The 21,077-nt window shown below is 66.6% G+C and carries 18 protein-coding genes; 7 read left to right on the forward strand and 11 right to left on the reverse strand.

Translation table 11 applies throughout. The features are described 5' to 3' along the window. Positions 1-739: 739 nt before the first annotated feature. Complete coding sequence (locus tag ABZW16_RS04420; RefSeq protein WP_354952091.1) at positions 740-1,405, forward strand: class I SAM-dependent methyltransferase; 666 nt, start codon at positions 740-742, stop codon at positions 1,403-1,405. Here the strand turns inward: ABZW16_RS04420 and ABZW16_RS04425 are convergent. The 5 genes from ABZW16_RS04425 to ABZW16_RS04445 are packed head-to-tail and all read right to left on the reverse strand — an operon-like array spanning position 1,402 to position 6,667. Then, on the reverse strand, positions 1,402-2,031 hold the full coding sequence (locus tag ABZW16_RS04425; RefSeq protein ID WP_354952093.1) for a TetR/AcrR family transcriptional regulator: 630 nt from the start codon (positions 2,029-2,031) through the stop codon (positions 1,402-1,404). The genes ABZW16_RS04420 and ABZW16_RS04425 overlap by 4 nt on opposite strands. A gap of 35 nt (positions 2,032-2,066) precedes the next feature. Beyond that, positions 2,067-3,578, reverse strand: coding sequence for an NAD(P)/FAD-dependent oxidoreductase (locus ABZW16_RS04430; protein WP_354952095.1), 1,512 nt, complete (start codon positions 3,576-3,578; stop codon positions 2,067-2,069). Positions 3,579-3,586: 8 nt separating this feature from the next. Then, positions 3,587-4,444: an SDR family NAD(P)-dependent oxidoreductase gene (locus ABZW16_RS04435; protein ID WP_354952097.1), complete on the reverse strand. Its 858-nt coding sequence runs from the start codon at positions 4,442-4,444 to the stop codon at positions 3,587-3,589. Continuing rightward, the gene (locus ABZW16_RS04440; protein WP_354952099.1) at positions 4,428-5,327 is read right to left on the reverse strand and encodes an alpha/beta hydrolase; all 900 of its coding nucleotides are present in this window, start codon (positions 5,325-5,327) and stop codon (positions 4,428-4,430) included. The genes ABZW16_RS04435 and ABZW16_RS04440 overlap by 17 nt, the downstream gene beginning before the upstream one ends. Next, positions 5,324-6,667, reverse strand: a complete 1,344-nt coding sequence (locus tag ABZW16_RS04445; protein ID WP_354952101.1) for a cytochrome P450 — start codon at positions 6,665-6,667, stop codon at positions 5,324-5,326. Before ABZW16_RS04445 ends, ABZW16_RS04440 begins: the two co-directional genes overlap by 4 nt. Positions 6,668-6,837: 170 nt before the next feature. Between ABZW16_RS04445 and ABZW16_RS04450 the strand changes: the two genes are divergently transcribed. Next, positions 6,838-8,457: a carboxylesterase family protein gene (locus ABZW16_RS04450; RefSeq protein ID WP_354952103.1), complete on the forward strand. Its 1,620-nt coding sequence runs from the start codon at positions 6,838-6,840 to the stop codon at positions 8,455-8,457. A gap of 213 nt (positions 8,458-8,670) precedes the next feature. Continuing rightward, complete coding sequence (locus ABZW16_RS04455; protein ID WP_354952105.1) at positions 8,671-9,960, forward strand: DUF445 domain-containing protein; 1,290 nt, start codon at positions 8,671-8,673, stop codon at positions 9,958-9,960. Between the two features lie 49 nt (positions 9,961-10,009). On the opposite strand, the gene lexA is transcribed toward ABZW16_RS04455, so the two are convergent. Beyond that, positions 10,010-10,720 (reverse strand): transcriptional repressor LexA, encoded by a 711-nt coding sequence (gene lexA / locus ABZW16_RS04460; protein ID WP_354952107.1) that lies wholly within the window; start codon positions 10,718-10,720, stop codon positions 10,010-10,012. A 227-nt stretch (positions 10,721-10,947) separates the two neighbouring features. On the opposite strand from lexA, the gene ABZW16_RS04465 reads away from it, so the two are divergent. The 3 genes from ABZW16_RS04465 to nrdR all read left to right on the forward strand — a co-directional run bounded on the left by ABZW16_RS04465 (position 10,948) and on the right by nrdR (position 13,446). Continuing rightward, a complete protein-coding gene (locus ABZW16_RS04465) occupies positions 10,948-11,388 on the forward strand; it encodes a hypothetical protein (RefSeq protein ID WP_354952108.1) in 441 nt (146 codons plus the stop codon). Between the two features lie 153 nt (positions 11,389-11,541). Continuing rightward, positions 11,542-12,795, forward strand: a complete 1,254-nt coding sequence (locus ABZW16_RS04470) for a hypothetical protein (protein ID WP_354952110.1) — start codon at positions 11,542-11,544, stop codon at positions 12,793-12,795. A 174-nt stretch (positions 12,796-12,969) separates the two neighbouring features. Then, entirely contained in the window at positions 12,970-13,446 is a 477-nt protein-coding gene (nrdR, locus tag ABZW16_RS04475; RefSeq protein WP_354952112.1) for a transcriptional regulator NrdR, read from the forward strand. A gap of 9 nt (positions 13,447-13,455) precedes the next feature. Here the strand turns inward: nrdR and ABZW16_RS04480 are convergent, their stop codons facing one another. From ABZW16_RS04480 to ABZW16_RS04500, 5 genes are all read right to left on the reverse strand, one after another. Next, positions 13,456-13,779 carry a hypothetical protein gene (locus tag ABZW16_RS04480; RefSeq protein WP_354952114.1) on the reverse strand — a complete coding sequence of 108 codons (324 nt, stop codon included), beginning with the start codon at positions 13,777-13,779 and terminating at the stop codon, positions 13,456-13,458. Between the two features lie 75 nt (positions 13,780-13,854). Beyond that, positions 13,855-18,267, reverse strand: coding sequence for an ATP-dependent RNA helicase HrpA (gene hrpA, locus ABZW16_RS04485; RefSeq protein ID WP_354952116.1), 4,413 nt, complete (start codon positions 18,265-18,267; stop codon positions 13,855-13,857). 265 nt (positions 18,268-18,532) lie between these two features. Continuing rightward, positions 18,533-19,048, reverse strand: coding sequence for an MFS transporter (locus tag ABZW16_RS04490; RefSeq protein ID WP_354952118.1), 516 nt, complete (start codon positions 19,046-19,048; stop codon positions 18,533-18,535). Continuing rightward, entirely contained in the window at positions 19,030-19,785 is a 756-nt protein-coding gene (locus ABZW16_RS04495; RefSeq protein WP_354952120.1) for an MFS transporter, read from the reverse strand. The genes ABZW16_RS04490 and ABZW16_RS04495 overlap by 19 nt, the downstream gene beginning before the upstream one ends. 28 nt (positions 19,786-19,813) lie before the next feature. After that, on the reverse strand, positions 19,814-20,659 hold the full coding sequence (locus tag ABZW16_RS04500) for a patatin-like phospholipase family protein (RefSeq protein ID WP_354952122.1): 846 nt from the start codon (positions 20,657-20,659) through the stop codon (positions 19,814-19,816). 38 nt (positions 20,660-20,697) lie between these two features. Between ABZW16_RS04500 and ABZW16_RS04505 the strand changes: the two genes are divergently transcribed. Then, positions 20,698-21,030: a Pr6Pr family membrane protein gene (locus ABZW16_RS04505; protein ID WP_354952124.1), complete on the forward strand. Its 333-nt coding sequence runs from the start codon at positions 20,698-20,700 to the stop codon at positions 21,028-21,030. The last annotated feature ends 47 nt before the right edge of the window (positions 21,031-21,077 follow it).

Below are 21,077 nucleotides of genomic sequence, written 5' to 3' on the forward strand. Positions count from 1 at the left end.
CTGATATCGGCACATCCGGACTCAATTTCTGCGCCAGCCATAACCCCCGCTGCCCGGCAGACAGCGGCACCTGCTCTATTACTGACGCGTCCGGCTCGGTATCTCCGCTCGATCCCTGGCCGGGACGGAGCTGTGTCGGCGAAACGGTCATTGAACTTTCCTCTATCCCGACCACGGCCAGTCTAAGCCGGATAGTTCGCGGATGTATACCCCCGTTTCAGCGGTCCGCACCGCGAAATTATCGGCGAATTCGGAAGGGGGTGGTCGGTGATCTTGGTTCCCCCTCGAGAGCGTTGCGATGCACCAGCTGGCCGAATGTAAACGCTGTGCCGCGCAGGGACCTTCGACCCTGCATCTCATGACCAAAAGCCCTGACCTCGACGATTTTACATCGCGTATATAAGTCGATGAAATCGCAATGTTGCGACGTGCAAATCCGTATAAATTCCGCCAAGTTGTTAACAAATAATAGTTGCATTGCAATTATGTCGTTTGTCGCTGAAATTGGTGAATCGGTCCACCGGGTATACCCCGCACTGATGTGTCACCGGTGCGGCGGCGGTAGGTGAGCTGTCGCTGCCCGGACCACGCCGGATCTTCACGGCGATGCGCGCCATTGGGCCACGACACCTATGGCGCTATGAGCGGCGAGATCGGCGGCGATCGTGTCCAGTAGCTCTTGGCGCGTCGATGAGCACCGGCCTAGCCTGGACTCCCACCGCGCGAAGAGGAGACAACCGTGCCCGATGTCCGTGAAGTGTGGCAGAGCCGAACATGGGGGAGCCTCGGTGCCCCGGTGTACGACTTCGTCCTGGATCATCCGCAGGTGGCCCGGCCTGCCGGACAGATGCTCTGGGGCTGCGACACCCGCCGGATGTACGCGGCGATGGACATTGTCAACGAGCTGCCGGAGGGCTCCGCGCTACTGGATCTGCCGGTCGGCGGCGGGGTGACACTGCGCCGTCTGCGACCCGGGCACCAGATCCGCTACGTGGCGACCGACATTTCCGACGACCAGCTGGCGGCGGCGCGCCGCGCGGCCGACCGTGCCGGGGTGTCCGGTATCGACTACGTGCGTGCGGATGTGGTCGACCTGCCCTTCCCCACCGGCGAATTCGACCTGGTGGTGACCTTCGCTGGCCTGCACTGTATGCCGGATCCGGCCGCCGCGGTCGCCGCGCTCGCACGGGTGCTCGCGCCGGGCGGACGGCTGGTCGGCAGTTGTGTGGTGCGCGGTGTCCGGCGGCGCTTCGACCTGCATATGCAAGTGATGCGGGCGATCGGGGTATTCGGTCCGTCCGGCACCGCCGCCGATCTGTCGAGCTGGATCGCCGCGGCAGGGCTGCGGGAAGTGGAACTGGTGTGCAATGGCGCGCTGGCCCAGTTCACCGCCGTGAAGGACTAGCGCCGCGGCTCGTAGCGGGGGCCGACGATGGCGATAGCGGTATCGACGGCGACGTCGATGATCTCGCTGATATCCCGGCCCTCCTCCACGGTGGATGCGATGAGTTCGCGGTAGCCGCCATAGAGGATGGTGGCCATCTGACGGGTCGGCGGGTGCAGTCCAGGGGCCTCGAATCCTGGTGTGGCGGTGAGGCTTTGGATGAGATTGATAAAGGCCTCGCCCGCGTCGTGCTGCACCTGACGGGCGGCCTCGCCGAGGGCGGGGATGTCGCGGATCCAGGCCAGGGTGATCGTCGGATCCTGTTGCGAGGCGCCGATCCAGGCCTCGATGGCCTGCCGGACCTGGGTACGCCATGGCGCGCTGGCATCGACCGCATCGTAGATCTGCTGGATGGTCTCGCTATTGCGCTCGGCCAGCAGCGCGATGAAACAGTCTTGTTTGCTATCGAAGTGTTCGTAGAAGGTGCGGCGGGAGGTGCGCGCGTTGCGGACCACATCGGCCACGGTCGTCTCGCGGTAGCCGCGGTCGCGCACGGCGTCGGCCATCGCGTCGAGAAGCCGACGCCGGAAGGCGGATTCCGGCGTGGCCTCGGCGGCGATGCTGGCGGCGGGCTCGGCACGGGTCACGACGATCAGGTTAGTGCGCCCCGCCGCCGCGGCGATCATGACCTCACGCGCACCGGAACCGGCTCACCGAGCGCGGTTCGGTTCGCGAATCGGATGGTGCCGTCCTCGATTCGCCCATGGCGCAGTGCGAGCACATCGTGGGCGTAGTTCATGCCCAACCGCCAGGGTCGCCGCGAACCCGCCCGCGGGAACCGGTCGATGGAGCGCTGGACATATCCGGACTGGAAGTCCAACAGCGGTGCCGTCTCGATATCCGGATCGGGCCATGGCACGCACTGGTCGTAGCCGTTGGCATCCATATGCCGCAGCAGTCGGCAGACGAATTCGCCGACCAGATCGGCCTTCAACGTCCAGGACGCATTGGTATAGCCGATGGTGAACGCGAAATTGGGGACACCGCTGAGCATCATGCCCTTATAGGCCATGGTCTCGGGCAGTGCGATCGCCCGGCCGTCGACGGTGAACTCGATTCCGCCGAAGGCCAGCAATTGCAGACCGGTCGCCGTCACCACGATATCGGCCGGCAGGTCGGCGCCGGAGCTCAAGCGCAGGCCCTCGGCGGTGAACCGGTCGATGCGGTCGGTCACCACTGCGGCGCGACCGGCCCGGATCGCGCCGAACAGATTCCCGTCCGGTACCAGGCACAGCCGTTGATCCCATGGGTTGTAGGTCGGCTTGAAGTGGACGTCCACCTCGTAGCCGGTGGGCAGTTGCGCGGCATTCTGCTTGCGGATGAGATTGCGGATCATCCGGGGACGTCGCTGGCTCAGCTGGTAGATGAGGGTGCTGATGAGCACATTCTTCCAGCGGGTGATCGTATAGGCCCGGCGTGGTCCGAGCCGTTCGCGCAGCCGGATGGCCACCGCGTCCTCGGTGGGTATGGACATGATGTAGCTGGGCGAGCGTTGCAGCATGGTCACCTGCGCCGCCTTCTCGGCCATGGCGGGCACGAGCGTCACCGCCGTGGCCCCACTGCCTATCACGACGACGCGCTTGCCCTCGTAGTCCAGATCGGTGGGCCATTGCTGCGGGTGCACCAGTTGCCCTCGGAAATCCTCGATTCCGGGGAAGTCGGGGGTGTAGCCCTGGTCATAGCGGTAGTAGCCGCTGCAGGCGTAGAGGAAGCCGCAGGTCAGCGTCGAGGTGGTGCCGTCGCATTCGACGGTCACCGTCCAGCGCGCCTCGGCCGTCGACCAGGAGGCACCGATGACCTTGTGCCCGAATCGGATTCGCCGATCGATTCCGGCATCGGCCGCGGTATCGCGAATGTAGTCCAGGATCGACTGTCCGTCGGCGATGGCCGCGGCCTGCGTCCACGGGCGGAAACGGTAACCGAGAGTGTGCATATCGGAATCCGATCGCACCCCGGGATAGCGGAACAGATCCCAGGTGCCCCCGATTGTCGTGCGCGCCTCCAGAATTGCGTAGCTGCGCCCCGGAAACGCGGTCTGCAGATGGTGTGCCGCACCGATGCCCGACAGGCCGGCGCCGACGATCAGCACATCGAAATGCTCGGGCCGACCCTCCGTCGGGCCAGGACCCCTCATTGAATCCCTCATGCCGTCGCTCCCACCTCGGCCCGGGCGCGCAGCCGCCGCTCCAGCACCGTGAATATGTCGTAGTAGTGGGTCGGGGTGACGCGTGCAAGTGCGTCGAATATGTAGGCGTCCGGTCCGACCAGGATGCGGGACTTCCCGCGTTCCACTCCGCGACAGATGATTTCGGCCGCCTTATCCGGCGACGTCAGGGTGAGCGCCTCGAATTCGGCCGCCATCTGTTCGTGCGAGCGACCGCGGCCCTCGGGATCCTTGCGGACCCTGGCGTTGCGCGCGATATTGGTGGTGATTCCGCCCGGATGCACATTCACTGCGGATACCCCGGTGCCCCGAAGCTCTTGACGCAATGCATCGGTGAAGCCGCGCACCGCGAATTTCGCGGAACAATAGGCACTTTGGTATGGCATGCCGACCAATCCGAATACGCTCGAGGTATTCACGATGACGCCCTGATCCTGTTCGACCAGAATGGGCAGAAATGCGCGGGTGCCATTGACGACACCGTCGAAGTTGATCTGCCGCAGCCATTCATCGTCTTCGGGTACCGCGTCGAGCACCGACGACGACACCGCGACACCGGCATTATTGAATACCGCCGCCAGCGGCTCGGTCAGCCATTCGCGCACCTCTGCGGCGAAGGCCAATTGATCGGCGGCATCGCGCACATCGAGGACCCGAGTCAACACCGGACCACGCAGCGACGAGGCCGTCTGCTTCAATCCGGTCTCATCGATATCGGCGATCGCCACCGGTGACCCACGGCGGGAAAGCAATTGGGCGAGACTGCGGCCGATGCCGGAGGCGGCGCCGGTGATCATGGCGGGACGGCCGGACAGCGGCCTAGCGGTGCGGGGCATCGGTGCTCCTGGCGGTGCGGATATGGGTGTCGATGAGGTCGGTGAGCGTCGGCCGGACGCCGACAGGCAGATCGTGGCCCATGCCCGGCAGGGTGTGCAGGCGCGCGCCGGTAATGGCGCGCGCGGTGACCGTGCCGCCGGTCGGGTTCACCATCAGGTCGCGGTCACCGTGCAGGATCAGGGTCGGGGCGACGACAGTGCCGAGTTGGGTTGTCCGGTCACCGGATTTGAGGATGCCCGCCAGTTGACGGCCCACCCCTGGCGCTGGATGCGGATCGCGATCCCAGGTCGTCGCCGCGGCGGTCCGCACCGCGGATTCGTCGAACGGATAGCTGTGCGAGCGGATGTGCCGATACATGCGCACCGAGCGATCGATGTGCTCGGTGCGGTTGCGTGCCGGTCGGCCGAACATCAGCCGCCAGGTCGACAGGGCCGGTCGTCCCACCCTTGCCGCACCCGTGGTCGACATGATCGAGGTCAGCGAGGCGACGCGGTCCGGATAGCGGGCGGCGACGGTCTGCGCGATCATCCCGCCGAGTGACATGCCGACCAGATGGACCGAGCCCAGCTCGAGCGCATCGATCAGACCTACCGTGTCGGCGGCCATATCGTTGAGATCGTATTGCTCCGTGTGCCAGCGCTTTCGCAGGAAATCGAGCGGACCCGGCGGCGAGAAGCCGAAGTGCGTCGACTTGCCGACATCGCGATTGTCGAAGCGGATGACGTCATAGCCGCGTGCGACGAGCAGATCGCACAATCCGTCGGGCCAATCGTGCAGTTGCTGACCGAGCCCCGCGATGAGCAGCAGTGGCGTGCCGCCGCTGCCGAGGCGCTCGTAGGCGAGGGTGACCCCGCGGCCCACATCGGCGAATTGTTCGGTCACGCCGTCACCTGCTCGGTGCGCGCCGCGATGGCGGTCGGCACGGACGCGCGGCGGTACACCACGGCGCGGCCCTTCTTGGCAGGCACCAGCGCGACACCGCGGAAGTGCGTCCGCTCGTCCGGCGCATCGGTCGGTGCGAGCGTGAAATCCCTGAGCAGCGTGCGCAATACGACATTCATCTCCATGGTGGCGAATGCCGCGCCGATGCAACGCCGCGCGCCGCCGCCGAACGGGATCCAGCTGAAGGTGCCGGGCCGGACCCCGACGAAGCGGTCCGGGTCGAAGGTGCGGGCGTTGGGGAACAGCTCCTCGTTATCGTGCACGAGTCGGATGGAGACCAACACATTCTGCCCCTTGGGCAGCGTCCACCGCCCCAGCTGCATGGACTCCGCACGGATCTTGCGGGCCGTCGCATCGATCACCGGCCGGACTCGCTGCACCTCGAGCAGGGTGGCCTCGCGCAGTGCCGAACCACCCTCGTCCACCTCGGCGACCAAGCGGGCCAGCACTTCCGGATGGCGGCGCAACCGCTCGATAGTCCAGGAGAGTGTGGTCGCAGTGGTCTCGTGCCCCGCGGTGAGCAGGGTCAGCAGTTCGTCGGCGATTTCGCTGTGGGTCATCGCGGTGCCGTCGTCGTAGCGGGCCTGCAGCATCATTGCGAGTACGTCGTCGCGGTCGGCGAGGTGTTCGTCGGCGGCGGCGCGGTCGATGAGGCGGCCGACGATTTCGTCGTAGTGGCGGCGGTGCGCGGTGAAGCGGGCCCAAGGTCCGAAGCGCCCCAGGAACTTTCGCGGCACCGGCAGCGCGGCCAGTGCCGAGCCGACCAGCACCAGTTTGGGCAGCAATTCGCGCAACTCGTCGAATTCCCTGCCCTCGGCGCCGAATACGGCACGCAGGATCACATTCAGGGTGATCCGCATCATCGAATCCATCGTGGCGAACTCCTGGCCCTGCGGCCAGGTCGCCAGTTCGCGGACCGTCTCCTCCTCGATCAGCGCCTCGTATACGGCGAGACGGCGGCCGTGGAACGGCGGGGTGAGCAGTTTGCGCTGCTTGCGATGTTCGGCGCCCTGCAGTGAGAACAGCGAGCCGGGACCGAGGAACTGGCCGAGATTGACATCGACATTGTCGGCGATATCGGAGCTCGCGGTGAACAGCGCCTTCACCTCGGCCGGATCGGATAGCACCACCATCCGGCCGAACCTGGGTAGGTAGACGGTGAATGCCGAGCCATAGCGGTCGTGCAGTCTGCGCCAGGCGCGGGTCCGGCCCGCTATCACCTCCACGGCCTGAAACAGAGCCGGAGTAGTCGGTCCGTCGGGCAATTTCACCGTGGTCATGCGGCACCTCCCAGCGTGGTACATCTGCGTACCATCAGCACGGTACGCCCACGTACCGACTGTGGCAAGGGTCACTTTTGTCCGGGCGGTCGGAAGCCTTGTTTTCGGGGATTACCGCCCGCTCGGACAGTGCGGGTGACTAGCGTTGGCCCGTGCGCAGGCGTCGGTGGGTGACAGCGGACGGGTGGTTCGGTAGGCGTGCCCGGCCCGATCGACCGGTGGTTCGCGGCTGGTTCGCGGCCCTGGCGTCGGTCTTCGTGCTCAGCGGTGCGGCACCGGCTCCGGCCGCGCCGATCGCCGCCGACCTCGTCACCATCGAAACCGGTCAGCTGCGCGGTGTGCTGGCCGCTGATCATCGGTTGTTCGCGGGTATTCCCTATGCGGCCCCGCCGGTCGGGGACCTGCGGTGGCGGGCACCAGCTCCGGCCGCATCGTGGCCGGGTGTGCGCGATGCCGCGGTGGCCGGGCCGAGTTGTCCGCAGGACAACAGCGTCTTCGGTCTGTTGGGGGCGAATCCGACGAAGTCGGAAGACTGCCTGTACCTCAATGTTTCGACACCGCGCAGCCTGCCGGCCGACGGGCGCCCGCTGCCGGTGCTGGTCTGGATCCACGGCGGCAGTTTCACCAGCGGCTCTGGCGATATCTACGGTGCCGCTCCGCTGATCACGCACGGTGACGGTGACGTCATTGTGGTCACGATCAACTACCGCCTCGGCGCGCTCGGCTTCCTCGCCACCACCGCACTCGACGACGGCTCCGGGGCCGGGAACTACGGCTATCTGGATCAACAGGCCGCGTTGCAGTGGGTGCGGCGCAATATCGCGGCCTTCGGCGGTGACCCGGATCAGGTGACCCTTGCGGGCGAGTCCGCGGGCGCCGCGTCGGTCTGTGCGCAGTTGGCCGCGCCGAGTTCGCGTGGACTGTTCCGTGCCGCGATCCGGGAGAGCGGCCCGTGCTCGGCCGGCGTGCCGGTCGCGACGGCGGCGGCCGACGGCGACGCCTATGCCGCACGTCTCGGCTGCACCGGACCCGAGACCGCCGCTTGCCTGCGCGCACTGCCGGTCGACACCTTGGCGAGCAATCCCATTGCCGCGACCGTCTACGGTGGATCGTTTCTGCCGACCGGCCCGCAGGCGGCACTGCGCAACGGATCCCTGGCCGCAGTGCCCACCCTCGTCGGTGCGAACAATGACGAGATGGCGCTCTGGGTGTACCTGAAATACGGTGTGCCCCTTGGTAAGCCGCTGACGGCAGCCGGATACCGCGACGCACTGGCCGCCGCCATGCCCGACCTGACGCCGGAGCAACTCGACCGCGTCGAGCAGCTCTACCCGGCAGCCGCCTACCCCCAGCCCGCGCTCGCACTCTCGCGCGCCTGGACCGACCGCACCCTGACCGCGCTGACCGTCGAGTACGCCGCGCTGAGCACCCATAACCCCACCTACGTTTACTCTTTCGATGATCCGGCGCCGCTCGCCCCGCCGAATATCTTCCCGCTCGGCGCCTTCCATGCCAGCGAACTGATATCGCTGTGGAGCCTGCGTGACCTCAGCTGGGTCTACGGTGCCGTGCTCACCCCCGACCAACAGCGCCTCGCCAGCGAAATGCGCAGATACTGGACTCGATTCGCCATCGACACCAGCCCGAATCCGGCTGGCCTCGAACCGATTCCGGCCTACGACCCGGCCGCACCGCTCGTCATGTCCTTCCGTCCCAGTGGAAACCGCCTCATCGACACCTATGCCGCCGACCATCGAGCCGACTTCTGGATGACGCTGCTGCCGCGCTGATCGTCGGTCGGACTGCCTTCGAGTCCGAGCCGTCTCCGGGCTGAATGTCATTGGCGCGCTGGCGTTCTGCTTCGCTGCGGCGAACGTGAGTTTCGAAATGTTCGTATCCCCGTTTGCCTCAGCGGATATACGAGGTCATGGGATGCAGTTCGCCGCTGCCATCGTGATACAACACTGTAAACTTCGAATCTTCGATGCAGAGTGGGGTATGGCGTGCAGTCGTGGTCGTCGATCGTGGCGGATATGCGGCAGTGGTGGTGGATCTATCTGTCGATGCCGTTCATCGCCGGTGGGATCGGGTGGTTCACCAAGCTGATCGCCATCGAGATGATGTTTCGTCCGCTGGAATTCGTCGGGGTGCGGCTGGGCCGAATTCCATTGGGCTGGCAGGGGATGCTGCCGCGCCAGGCCGAGAAGATGGCGGGCATCGCCTACGACATGATCAGCACGAATCTGCTGCAGCCGCAGGAACTCTTCGACCGACTCGACGCGGATCGGCTGATCAAAGAGGTCGAGGCGCCGATGCGCCGGGCCGTCGACGATGTCGTGCGCTCCATGGCGATCGACTACTACCCGGGACTGTGGGAGGCGATGCCGGAGCTGACCCGGCACGCGGTGATCGGGCTGATCCAGTCCGAGACACCGAAATACGCGGTCGCGGCCATCGAGGACGCCAAGCGCGATATCGTGCGGCTGTTCGATCTGCGCGCCATGGTCATATCGAATCTGACCGCGGATAAAGCGCTGCTGAATCGGATGATGCGCGATATCGCCGGGGCGCAGATGACCATGATTCCGAAGATCGGCTTCTGGTTCGGGCTGCTCATCGGCGTCGGACAGGCGATCATGTGGGCGCTGTTCCGCGAGCCGTGGCTGATGCCGGTATTCGGGTTCGTGAACGGGTGGATGACCGACTACATCGGGCTGCAGATGCTGTTCCGCCCACACGAGCCCAAGCGGTACTTCGGAATCTTCACCTGGCACGGACTCTTCGCGAAGAACCGGCACGAACTGATTCCGCAGTACGCGCATCTGATCGCCGCCGAACTGCTCACGCCGGACAAGATCGTCGACGCCATCCTGAGGGGGCCCGCGGCGGACCGGGTATTCGAACTGGCCGCCAAATATGTCGACCGGGCTGCGGACGCCGCGCCGAGCCTGGCCAAACCGCTGGTCACCCTGACCGTTGGCACCGACCGGTGGCGGGAGCTGAAAGCGACGGCGGCCGAACGGGTTTTCGCCTACGCCGAGGCCACCACCCAGCAGGCGCACGCCTACACGATGCAGGCCATGGATATCGAGAACACCGTCATCGAACGGATGGGCGAGCTCTCACCCGCGCAGTTCGAGAATCTGCTGCGGCCCGCAGTGAAGGAGGATGAGCCGACGGCGATTGCGGTCGGCGCGGTACTCGGCGGGGTCGTCGGGGAGTTGCAGATTCTGCTCATCGAGCGGATCACACTCGATCACTGGGCGTGGCCGCTGGGGCTGTTCCTGCACTGACGACGAACGCCGGTTGCGCGGACCGATGGCCCGCGCAACCCAACGATTTTCAGATCTTGCGGATGACCGTGACGACCTTGCCGAGGATCTGCGCGTCATTACCCGGGATCGGCTCGAAGAGCGGATTGTGCGGCATCAGCCAGACATCCTTGCCGGTGCGCTTGAACGTCTTCACCGTCGCCTCACCCTCGATCATCGCGGCCACGATATCGCCATTGTCGGCGACATTCTGCTGGCGCACGACCACCCAGTCGCCATCGCAGATCGCGGCGTCCACCATCGATTCGCCGACGACCTTGAGCAGGAACAGCGATCCGTCGCCGACCAGTTCGCGCGGCAGCGGAAAGACATCCTCCACCGCCTGCTCGGCCAGGATCGGGCCACCGGCGGCGATCCGGCCCAGGACGGGCACGAAGGTCGGGACGGGCCGACCGGTTTCGACGTCCTCGGTGGTCGGCAGGTTGGTCACCGCGCGGACCGCCTCGTCGAGGCCGCGAACATCCACGGCCCGTGGCCGATTCGGATCGCGGCGTAAATAGCCCTTGCGCTCGAGGGAGCGCAACTGATGGGCGACCGAGGAGGTGGAGGTGAGTCCGACCGCGTCGCCGATCTCGCGGATGCTCGGCGGATAGCCGCGCTCGCTGACCGAGGTGCGGATGACCTCGAGGACCTTGCGCTGACGCACGGTGAGATCCGCCCCGGTACCGGACGGGTCGGTGCCAACTCCGCTCTCGTCGCCCGTGTCGTCTGTGTGGCTCACCGCAACCGCCCTTTCGTGTGATGGATTTCGTCTACCGAATCTAGTCCGGTCACGCCGATGTATCAAACATCTGTTCGAGGCATGTCGGCGTTTTCTGCTGACTTTGTCGGTGGAGCGTGGTAGAAATCGAACACGAGTTCTTCGAACACTTGATCGAATAGCGACTCCCATCGTCTCGCGACATACCTGAGCACCCACCAACACCCCCCGTCACGGAGGTTTGTCCGATGAGCACTGCGATCAGCGCCCCGAGCACCGACCTGGAAACCGAGTCCGGCATCGACCTCGGTTTCGATTCCGTTCCGCGCGTCCGGCGCCCGCATCGTGGCGGCGTACGCGCCCTCGATGCCGCGCGGGCCGGGGTGGACCGGCGGCCGCGCGGCAGCAGGCCCGGCGGTGCGGTGGCGCTCTACGATCGCGGTCCGGTTCGAACGCCCGCGCTGCGACAGGCGAGGGTGCCGCATCCGATGGAACGGGTGGAACAGGCGCAGGTCGGCTTCGCGGTGCTCGCGGTGGCCTCGCTATTGAGCGCGCTGGTGGTGACGGCGCTGATCGGGTTGACGCATTGGTGTGCAGGGACTTTCGGTGGTGAGACCCCGGCGCCGGTGCCCGCCGTGGTCGAACAGCAATCGGTTCCGGACGGTGCCGGAATCGGTCTGCCGCGATAGCGCTCGTTGAAAGTCGGTGTGGCGGACGGTGACCGGCCGATCCGCCACGAAGGGTGGCCGAAATTGTCGATTGCAAACTAGAACATGTTGTTACTGTGCCTGAAAACGTGATCTCGGCAACTATGCCGACGAACGATTTCGGGACACCACGCAATGACGCATCGCCGCACCGCCGAACACGCTGTCCGTATTCTCGCCCGAATCGCCGGGCTGCTCAGCTGTCTTGTCTTCGGCCTCACCATGATTCCGGCCGTGCACGCGGCGCCCGCCTACCAGGCATATCTGGATCTACCCGCGGTCAATGGCGACGGCGCGGGCGGAGGTGGCCTGAATCCGGCACTGCCACTGGATGAGTCGACACTGCGCGACGCGCTCGACCAGGCCAGGGCCGACGGGGTGCCGCCGAGCCGCTACGGCACACTGCTGCACCAGTATTGGCTGGTGGTCTCGACCCGCAATGCCGATATCGACCTCGCGGCCTGGGATCCGGCGCTCGGCGTGCGCGCCAACCAGCGCACCTTCAGCCAGGTCTACGTCAACTACTTCCGGCTGGCGAATCAGCATCAGTACTATTGGTGGGCGGGGCTGGCCGGGATCGCGGGCGGCTCCTTCGCCTCGGGCTTCTTCGACCTCCGCGATATCGGCGCGGTGCTCGATGTGCCGGGTATCCACCAGCTCGGCGAAGTGGTCGCCGACCTGTTGCGCGGCACCCCACCGGAATTGGTGGCCGAGGTGCCCGCCGATATCCGGCTGCTGGCCACCGAGGGTTCACGGCTGAGCGCCGACGACGTCACCTGGTACCAGACCCGGCTGATGATCATGCAGAAGCACATCTTTACCGACCTGGTCCCGATGCACGAGGCCTACGCGGCGCTGGGAATGGCCGGAATCGACGAAATGTATGCCGCAGGGGTGATCGATGCCGATATTCGCACGGCATGGCGGTCGATCGATTCCCACACGCAGAGCGGCAATATCGATGCGCTGATCCGCATGACCGATCGCGAGCAGAACCGCGTCATCGCCGACCAGTGGGACGTGACCTCGACGGGCCGCGGCACGATGGGCCGGGTGCTGACCTATGTGAGCACCGTGGCCGGTAAGCCCGCCGTTCCCGGTGTCCGCGCCCCCGGCGTCTTCGCGCCCGCGACCGTCAGCGCCGATATCGCCGGTCGCACGGTATCGCTGCGCACCCCGCTGCCGGACTTCAATTGGGCCGACCGCGATACCCGCTGGACCTACATCATGGGCGACCTGGCGCCGCGCCATATCGATATGGAGAGCAACCGGCCCTTCGCCGAGGTCGTACTCGGTGAATCCTTCTGGAACAAGCTCGCGCACGGCCGGATGATCGCGCGAATCCCGGAACTGATCGCCGATCTCACCACCCAGTGGCAGCTCGGATAACCGCCCGCGCGCGGGATAGGTGGGACGGGTGAGACGCCTGGTGACCCGTCCCGGGTATCCTGGAACCGATATGGACGTATAGGTCTAGACCCCTGTACACGTGCTCGCCGGATCGGAACGCCGAACCGGAGCCGATTCGGACGCGGGCGCGCGCATCGACGAAGGATCTCTCGGATGCATTGCCCCTACTGCCGACACCCCGACTCGCGGGTCGTCGACTCGCGTGAGGCCGAGGAAGGCGCGGCCATCCGCCGTCGGCGCTCCTGCCCGCAGTGTGGGAGACGATTCACCACGGTCGAGACCGCGATCCTATCGGTGGTCAAGCGCAGCGGTGTCACCGAGCCGTTCAGCCGGGAAAAGGTCATCCGCGGTGTGCGTCGCGCCTGCCAGGGCCGCGAGGTCGCCGAGGACGCCCTGAACCTGCTGGCCCAGCAGGTGGAGGACGCGGTGCGCGCCAAGGGTTCCCCCGAGGTCCCCAGCCACGAGGTCGGCCTGGCCATCCTCGGCCCGCTGCGCGATCTGGACGAGGTGGCCTACCTGCGCTTCGCCTCGGTCTACCGCTCCTTCACCTCGGCCGACGACTTCGAACGCGAAATCGCCGACCTGCGCAAACATCGCGAGGAAGCCACCGTCGCGGCCAACGCGGACTGACCACCCCGGTCATATGCAGATCCCCGGCGGGCAGGAGCAGCCGAAGCCGCCCATCGCCTGCCCGGGGCAGATGGTGACCGATCCGGTGTCGAGCAGGCGGACCAGCTGTCGCAGCAGGTCGTTATCGGCGTGGACCGGCGCTGGCTGCGGGGTCGCCGGCTCCGCGGAAGCGGCCGCCACCGAGGCGAGCGCGACGGCACATACGGCGAGGATCGCTGCGAGGGATTTCCGCATAGCGAACTCTTCTTTCGAGAATTCGCGCCGGACTGCCGAGGCGGCTTCCGCCGCGCGGCGGATGTGGTCAGCGGCCGCCATGCTCCTGCGCGCCACCATGTCCGGCGACAGTAGCCGCGTATCTGCACCTCGTCGCGCCCCCAGAACTACCGGTACCGGGAGTCCCGGCGGGCGTCAGCGGCGGATGGCGGCAATCGCCCTTTCGATGCGCTTGGTGGAGACCGGGTAGGGTGTGCCCAATTTCTGAGCGAAGAGGCTCACCCGGAATTCCTCGATCATCCACCAGATCTCGGTGACGTCGGGGGCGTCTTTGCGAGTGTCGGGCAGGGCGTTGACGAGGCGGTCGTAGGCGGTGAGGGCGCGGTCGATCTCGACCATGCCCTGGCGGTCGCGGACGGCGGATCCGGGCAGTGATTCGAGGCGGATGCGCGCGGCCTGGAGGTAGCGGGGGAGTTCGCGCAGACGCGTGCCGCCCCATTCCGAAATGAAGCCGGGGAAGACGAGGTCGTCGAGTTGGTGGCGGACATCGTCGGCGATATCGCGTTCGGAAGTCTCCGCGAGGACGGACGAAACCTGGTGTGCCCCGGCCAGAATCGGCACCACGAGGCGCACGGTGCGGGCAACGGCGGAGACGAATTCGGGGCGGATCCGCGCAACCAGGGCATCGAATTGGTCCGGACTGCGCACCGGGCCACCGGCGGCGGCGATCAGTTCGTCAGCGGCGGCGGCGCGGCAGTCCTCGATAAGTAGGTCGAGCGAACCGTACGAATTCTGGCTCAGCGCCAGCCGATCCTGCGGCCGCAGACTCGCGGTAACGGTACGGACCGAGGTCGGCATGGCGGCCAGCACCAGGGTGCGCGTGCCTGCTCGCATGGCGGCGGCCTGTTCGGCCGGCGAGCTGAGCACCCGGACCGCGACACCCTCGCCCTCGGGCACCAGTGCCGGATAACCGGTGACCGTCTGTCCGGCGACCTCGCTGCGCACCGTCGGTGCGACCGTCCCGAGCGATTCCGAGGTCCACACCGTGGCGGGGGCACGCTCCGCGCCCGCGGTCGCACGGGCGACCGAGGCGGAAACCTGTTCGGACAGTTGGGTTTTCAGCTGAGCCAGACTCTTGCCTCGGGCCATTGTCGTGCCGGAGGCATCGATCGCGGCGAAGGTCATGCGCAGATGGTCGGGGAGCGCGGCGGAGTCGAGATCGCTCGCCGCGATGGTGACCGAACCGAGGCGCGACAGTTCCCGCGCCAGGCCGGTGCGCAGGGGTTCGGCGCGCGGGGTGAGTGCGGCGAGTGCGGCCGCGGCGAAGTCCGGTGCGGGAACGACGGTGCGGCGCAATGCCTTCGGCAGTGTCTTGATCAGTGCGGTGGCCAGCTCTTCGCGCATGCCCGGGACCAGCCAGTCGAAGCCGACGGCGCGCACATGCGCCAGTTGTTCGACCGGTATCCGCACCGTGACGCCGTCATCGTCATTGCCGGGCTCGAATTGGTAGGTGAGCGGGAAGCTCAGCTCGCCCTGGCGCCAGGCATCCGGGAAGTCGGTCGGATCCAGGACCGCGGCCGTCTCATTGACCACGGTCTCGGTCGAGAAGTCCAGCAGCGCGGGATCTTTGCGCTTGGCGTTGCGCCACCAGCTGTCGAAATGGCGCACCGAGACGATATCGGCGGGGAGGCGCTTGTCGTAGAACTCGAAGAGCACCTCGTCATCGACGAGGATGTCGCGGCGGCGGGCGCGGTGCTCCAGATCGGCGACGTCGTCGAGGAGTTCGCGATTGCGGTGGAAGAACTCGTGCCTGGTCTGCCATTCACCCTGTACCAGCGCATGCCGGATGAACAGTTCGCGCGACAGCTCCGGATCGATACGGCCGTAATCGACGGCGCGGCTGACGACCAGCGGAACGCCGTACAGCGTGACCCGCTCATAGGCTCGCGCCGCACCACGCTTGGACGACCAATGCGGTTCGGAGTAGGTGCGTTTCACCAGATCACCGGCGAGGCGCTCGGCCCATTCGGGTTCCACCCGCGCCGCCATCCGGCCCCAGAGCCGCGAGGTTTCGACGAGTTCGGCGGCCATCACCCAGCGGGGCGGCTTCTTCGCCAGGGAGGAGCCGGGGAAGATCATGAACTTGGCATTGCGCGCGCCGAGGAATTCGCGCGATTCGGCCTCACGGACGCCGATATGGGAGAGCATGCCTGCCAGCAGTGCCTGGTGGATCGCGGTCGAATCCCATGGGGTGCCGTCGTTTTCGAGCGGCGCTGTCTGCGGTGCGGGCTCGGCGACACGTCCGCCTCGGGCCGCCTGCGCTGCCGAGGCCGCGCCAGCGCGTGCGCGACCGCGACGATGGTTCGCGCCAGTGCTGGATGAGTTCGCAGCAGACGAGTCGGTCCCGCGCCGTCCGCCGCTGGAGTCTCCGCCGCTGGCCCGAGCCGGGGTGGAACTGTCCGACCCGCCGGATCGTCCACGGCGCGAACCGGTTTCGTCGCCATTCGAACCGTCGTGCGTCGACCACCCGAGCCCCCGCGTGATGGTCCGCAACTGCCCGTGTAGATCCTGCCACTCCCGGATCCGCAGGTAGTGCAGGAACTCCTCGCGGCACATGCGCCGGAACTGATTGGACGACAGCGACTTACGTTGCTCGTTCAGGTACTCCCACAACCGTAGGTAGGCCAGGAAATCCGAGCCCTCGACCACGAACCTCGCATGTTTGGTATCGGCGGACTGCTGCTGGTCCGCGGGCCGCTCGCGCACATCCTGAATGGACAGCGCGGCCACAATGATCAGCACATCGGCCAGACAGCCATTGCGCTGCGCCTCGACGAGCATCCGTGCCATGCGGGGATCGACCGGCAGTTGCGCCATCTCGCGACCGGTGGGAGTGAGTGTCAGCGTCGCATCGGACCGTGTGTCGGTGGATTCGTCAGCTCGGATCTGTTTGCCCGCAATGCTATCGGCGCCGCGCCGTTCCGGAGTAGTGCTGGTGTTCGTCGTCTCGATAACGTCCGGTTCGGCGGCGCGCCGCGCGGGTGTTGCGGTGGCGCGTGGCGCGAGTGCGCCCAACTCCTCCAGCAGCGCGATACCGTCTCGGATTGCCCTGCGGTCCGGCGCCTCCACGAACGGGAACTTCTCGATATCGCCGAGGCCGAGTGCGGTCATCTGCAGGATGACGGCGGCCAGATTGGTCCGCAGGATCTCTGGTTCGGTAAAGGCGGGCCGGGATTCGAAATCGTCCTCGGAGTACAGCCGAATACAGATGCCGTCGGCGACCCGGCCGCAGCGTCCGGCGCGCTGGCGGGCCGACGCCTGGGAAACCTCTTCAATGGGTAGGCGCTGCACCTTGGTGCGCATCGAGTAGCGGGAGATGCGCGCGGTACCCGGGTCGACGACGTACCGGATACCGGGGACGGTCAGCGAGGTCTCGGCGACGTTGGTGGCCAAGACGACTCGTCGACCGTTATGCGGGGCGAATACCCGATGCTGCTCGGCGGTCGACAGGCGCGCGTACAGCGGCAGGATTTCGGTGCGCGGAATCTTCAAGTCGCGCAACGCATCCGCAGCATCGCGGATCTCCCGTTCGCCGGATAGGAACACCAGCACATCGCCGTCGCCCTCGGCGAACAGTTCGCGCACCGCGTCGCCGATGGCATCGACCGGGTCGCGATCCACGATCCGGGTGTCCTCGTCGTCTTCATCGGCGCTGCCGGGTAGTTCCAGCGCCAGCGGCCGGTAGCGGATCTGCACCGGATACGATCGGCCGGAAACCTCGACAATCGGTGCGGGAGTGCCCGATTCGTCCGCGCTCGGGTCGTCTGTTTGCTTCGCGCTCGGGTCGTCTGTTTGCTTCGCGCTCGGGTCGTCTGTTTGCTTCGCGCTCGGGTCGTCTGTTTGCTTCGCAAAGTGCCGCGCGAACAACTCCGGATCGATGGTCGCCGAGGTGATGATCACCTTGAGATCCGGTCGGCGCGGCAGCAATTGCTTCAGATAGCCGAGCAGGAAGTCGATATTGAGGCTGCGCTCGTGTGCCTCATCGATAATGATCGTGTCGTAGCGGCGCAGCAGCCGGTCGCGCTGGATTTCGGCGAGCAGGATGCCGTCGGTCATCAGCTTGATGAGCGTGCGATCGGAGGCTTGATCGGTGAAGCGCACCGTATACCCGACGACGTCGCCGAGTTCGGTATCCAACTCTTCGGCAATGCGCTCGGCGACGGTGCGCGCGGCCAGCCGACGCGGCTGGGTATGTCCGATGGTGCCGCGAATGCCCCGGCCGAGTTCCAGGCAGATCTTCGGAATCTGGGTGGTCTTACCCGATCCGGTCTCGCCCGCCACGATTACGACCTGGTTCTCCATGATCGCCTTGGCGATATCTTCGCGGCGCGCGGAGACGGGTAGCTGCTCGGGATAGCGAATTTCGGGTACCGCGGCGCGGCGAGCCTCGACGCGCTGCTCGGCCGCCGCGATCTCGGCCGCGATACCGGTGAGATCGCCGCCGCGGGCCCGGTCCAGGCTTCGGCGCAACCGGTGTTCATCGCGGAGCGTTACGGCGGCCAGGCGGGTCCGGAGCTCGCGGAGATTCGCGTCGGTTGTCCTGGTCATTGCGTTCACCAGGGTAGCGAAACCGGCGAGTCGAATCCGAGGCGGGCGTGAGCATCCGGTGCGCACACCCGCGACCGGGGTGGTGACGACGTTTGTCGACCGGCTCGGCGCACCGATCGCAGCGGTTCTGATCTGGGAAGATTCGCCCGTTCATCGATCCTCGTCAGCAGGGCTCGCTCTCCCTCGTCATCGGCCTGGTCATCCGCACCGGCGTCTTCGCGCCGTCGCCGCGCTCGGTGCAGGTCGACCGCCGACGCGACCGTGATCAGCCGGGCAGGTCTGCTCCCGATCGGGCATGACGGAATTCCGATCCGGTGAATGCGATCGCCGAGATCAGCAGCCCGATCACCGCGATCCACAGGGTCCACCGAATGCCGAGCCACGCGGCCAGCACGCCACCTGTCGGTGCGCCGATCACGATCGCGGCCCGGTTCAATGAGCGCATGGTCGCATTCATCCGGCCGAGCAGACGGTCGGGTGTGACGGCTTGTCGGTAGCCCATTTCGAGCGGACCGTCGACGCCGATGGAGAGACCGAAGAGGAACTGGGCCGAGCACAGCAGTGTCAGACCCGCAGCTCCGTTGTGCGCCAACGGGATCAGCGCATATCCCATGGGCGTCAGCCATCGGCAGCCGATGATCACCGGCCCCATACCGAATCGGCGACCGGCGCGGTCGGCGACCGATGACCCGGCCACAGCGCCGACGCCGCCGAATGCAAAACTCAGTCCGAGGGCGGAAGCGTCGAGGCCGAGTTCGTCGATTACGAAGAGCACGTACACCGTTGACACCACCGCGCTGAAAACCAGCCGTGCGAAGCGATGGCGAGCGGGGCGAGCATCCGATGCCCATACACCCACCTCAGCCCCTCGCGCAGTTCCTTGCGCAGATTCCGGTCCTGCGGCGGATCGGATCGCTCGGCCACACGCAGCCGCGCCACGATCAGCCCGGAGAGCAGATACGACACCGCGTCCACCAGGATAGCCAGCGGTGCGCCGACGATCCGGACCAGCCAACCGCCGATGACCGGCCCGCAGGTCTGCGCCACCGCTGAGGACTGCTCCAGCCGGGCATTGGCGGGGGTGAGCAGTTCCGGTGGCACCAGAGTCGGCAGAAACGACTGATGTGCGGCGTCGTAGGCCAGGGACACCGTGCCGAACACCAGTACGACCGCGATCAAGACCGGCATGCTCAGCACGCCTGTCGCCGCCGACAGCGGGATGAGCGCGAGCAAACCCGCCCGCACCAGATCGGCGGCCACCAGCACCGGCCGCCGCCGATACCGATCGACGAGCACTCCGGCGATCAAACCGAAGAGCAGATACGGCAGCCAGCGCGCGGCCCCCAGCACGCCGAGCTCGATGGGCGATGCCCGCAGCGTTTCGACCGCGAGCACCTGCAGCGCCAGCGCCGTGATGTAGGTACCGGCCATCGACACGCTGTCGGCGGACCAGAACCACAGGAAGCCGGCGGATGAAAGGAGCGGATACCGGGCTCGAACAGGTTCGCTGATTGTCATATTCATTCTCCCGGCGGTCGGCCTGAGGCTACCTCGCGGTCGGCCAGATCCCTTGGAGGCGTGTGGCTTCCGCATCCGCCTGGGCGAATCCGGCTCGGAAGGACGGTATCCAGTGTGCGCGGTCGTGCAGGTCGCCGCCGAAGGCATCGATCGATCGTTGGTCCGGGGTGATCACCAATGACTCTCCGGACCGCGCGGATTGCAGTTCCGCGTCGAGGGCAGTGGTCGAAAACAGGTGTGCCAGTGGATGAAGGGTGACGAGAAGTTCGGCCCCCGCGGCCAGATCCGCATTTGTGGCGGAGTACATGCCGCCGTCCATGAAGCGGCGGTCGCCGATGGTCATGGGCGGGTAGACGCCGGGCATCGCGCGACTGGCGACCACGGCGTCCGGCAGTGCGGCCGCATCGCGTTGATCGAAGACTCGGCGCTGGCCCGAGCCGGCATCGACGGCGACGACCAGCAATCGGTCCGGCCACCGTGCCGTGCCGATCAGGGTTCGCATGCGCTCGACATGGACGGCATTATGTTCGGCGCTCATCTCGAGCGCGATCTCGCCGACCCGTCCTCGCCTGAGCTCCGGTGCCGTTTCGCTCTCGCCGAGGACCGCGAACACGCGGCCCAGCGCGCGCGGGTCGGGCGCAGGTAGTTGCGGATCGGACGGCGCAGGTTGCCGGGGTTCGGCGAGTTCGCCCGGATCTCGGCCGGAAGCGAGGACCGCGCCGACGATCGCGCCCGCGGAGGTGCCGACGATCAGGTCGGCGGCGGCGAGATCGATGCCGTGCTGGCGCAATCCGGCAGCCAGACCGGCCATCCAGGCGGTTCCGACGACACCACCGGCGCCCAATACCAGCGCCCGACTCGGAAACTGTTCCACCGCACCGACATTACGGTCCGATCGAGTGGTGGCCGACATTGCGGCGGTTACGGTTCGCGTTCGCGGTGCTGCTCGCCCATATCGCCCGCTGGGACGAACAGAGGTGGGTGGATGAGGTGGCGCACTGGTTCATGCCTATCGTGATGGTCGTGGATCGGGTGCTGGCACCGGTCGTACTGGGCGTTTCCGGGCGGCTGAATGCTTGCTGGCCGGTCCACCCGCTCGGCTGCGGTGCCGCCACCCTGATCCGTGGGCCGATCGTCGACTGGTATCCGTACCTGTTCACGATCAGCGCCAGCGGGGGATGGGTGTCGACGGTGATCGGCCCGGTGGTCCCGGTCATCGGGTTCGCGCTGTTCGCACTGCGGTAGTCGCGCTCGGCGCATCGGGCAGCGACCGGTGCAGTGCGGACGAAGTG

The sequence above is a fragment of the Nocardia sp. NPDC004604 genome, assembly GCF_040609795.1.
In the GTDB taxonomy this organism is placed as follows: domain Bacteria; phylum Actinomycetota; class Actinomycetes; order Mycobacteriales; family Mycobacteriaceae; genus Nocardia.

Coding starts and splice junctions, on each gene's coding strand:
- ABZW16_RS04435 (WP_354952097.1), bottom strand. CDS start 4,444: ATGCCCCGCACCGCTAGGCCGCTGTCCGGCCGTCCCGCCATGATCACC.
- ABZW16_RS04465 (WP_354952108.1), top strand. CDS start 10,948: ATGAGCACTGCGATCAGCGCCCCGAGCACCGACCTGGAAACCGAGTCC.
- ABZW16_RS04480 (WP_354952114.1), bottom strand. CDS start 13,779: ATGGTGGCGCGCAGGAGCATGGCGGCCGCTGACCACATCCGCCGCGCG.
- ABZW16_RS04445 (WP_354952101.1), bottom strand. CDS start 6,667: ATGACCACGGTGAAATTGCCCGACGGACCGACTACTCCGGCTCTGTTT.
- hrpA (WP_354952116.1), bottom strand. CDS start 18,267: ATGACCAGGACAACCGACGCGAATCTCCGCGAGCTCCGGACCCGCCTG.
- ABZW16_RS04470 (WP_354952110.1), top strand. CDS start 11,542: ATGACGCATCGCCGCACCGCCGAACACGCTGTCCGTATTCTCGCCCGA.
- ABZW16_RS04430 (WP_354952095.1), bottom strand. CDS start 3,578: ATGAGGGGTCCTGGCCCGACGGAGGGTCGGCCCGAGCATTTCGATGTG.
- nrdR (WP_354952112.1), top strand. CDS start 12,970: ATGCATTGCCCCTACTGCCGACACCCCGACTCGCGGGTCGTCGACTCG.
- ABZW16_RS04495 (WP_354952120.1), bottom strand. CDS start 19,785: ATGACAATCAGCGAACCTGTTCGAGCCCGGTATCCGCTCCTTTCATCC.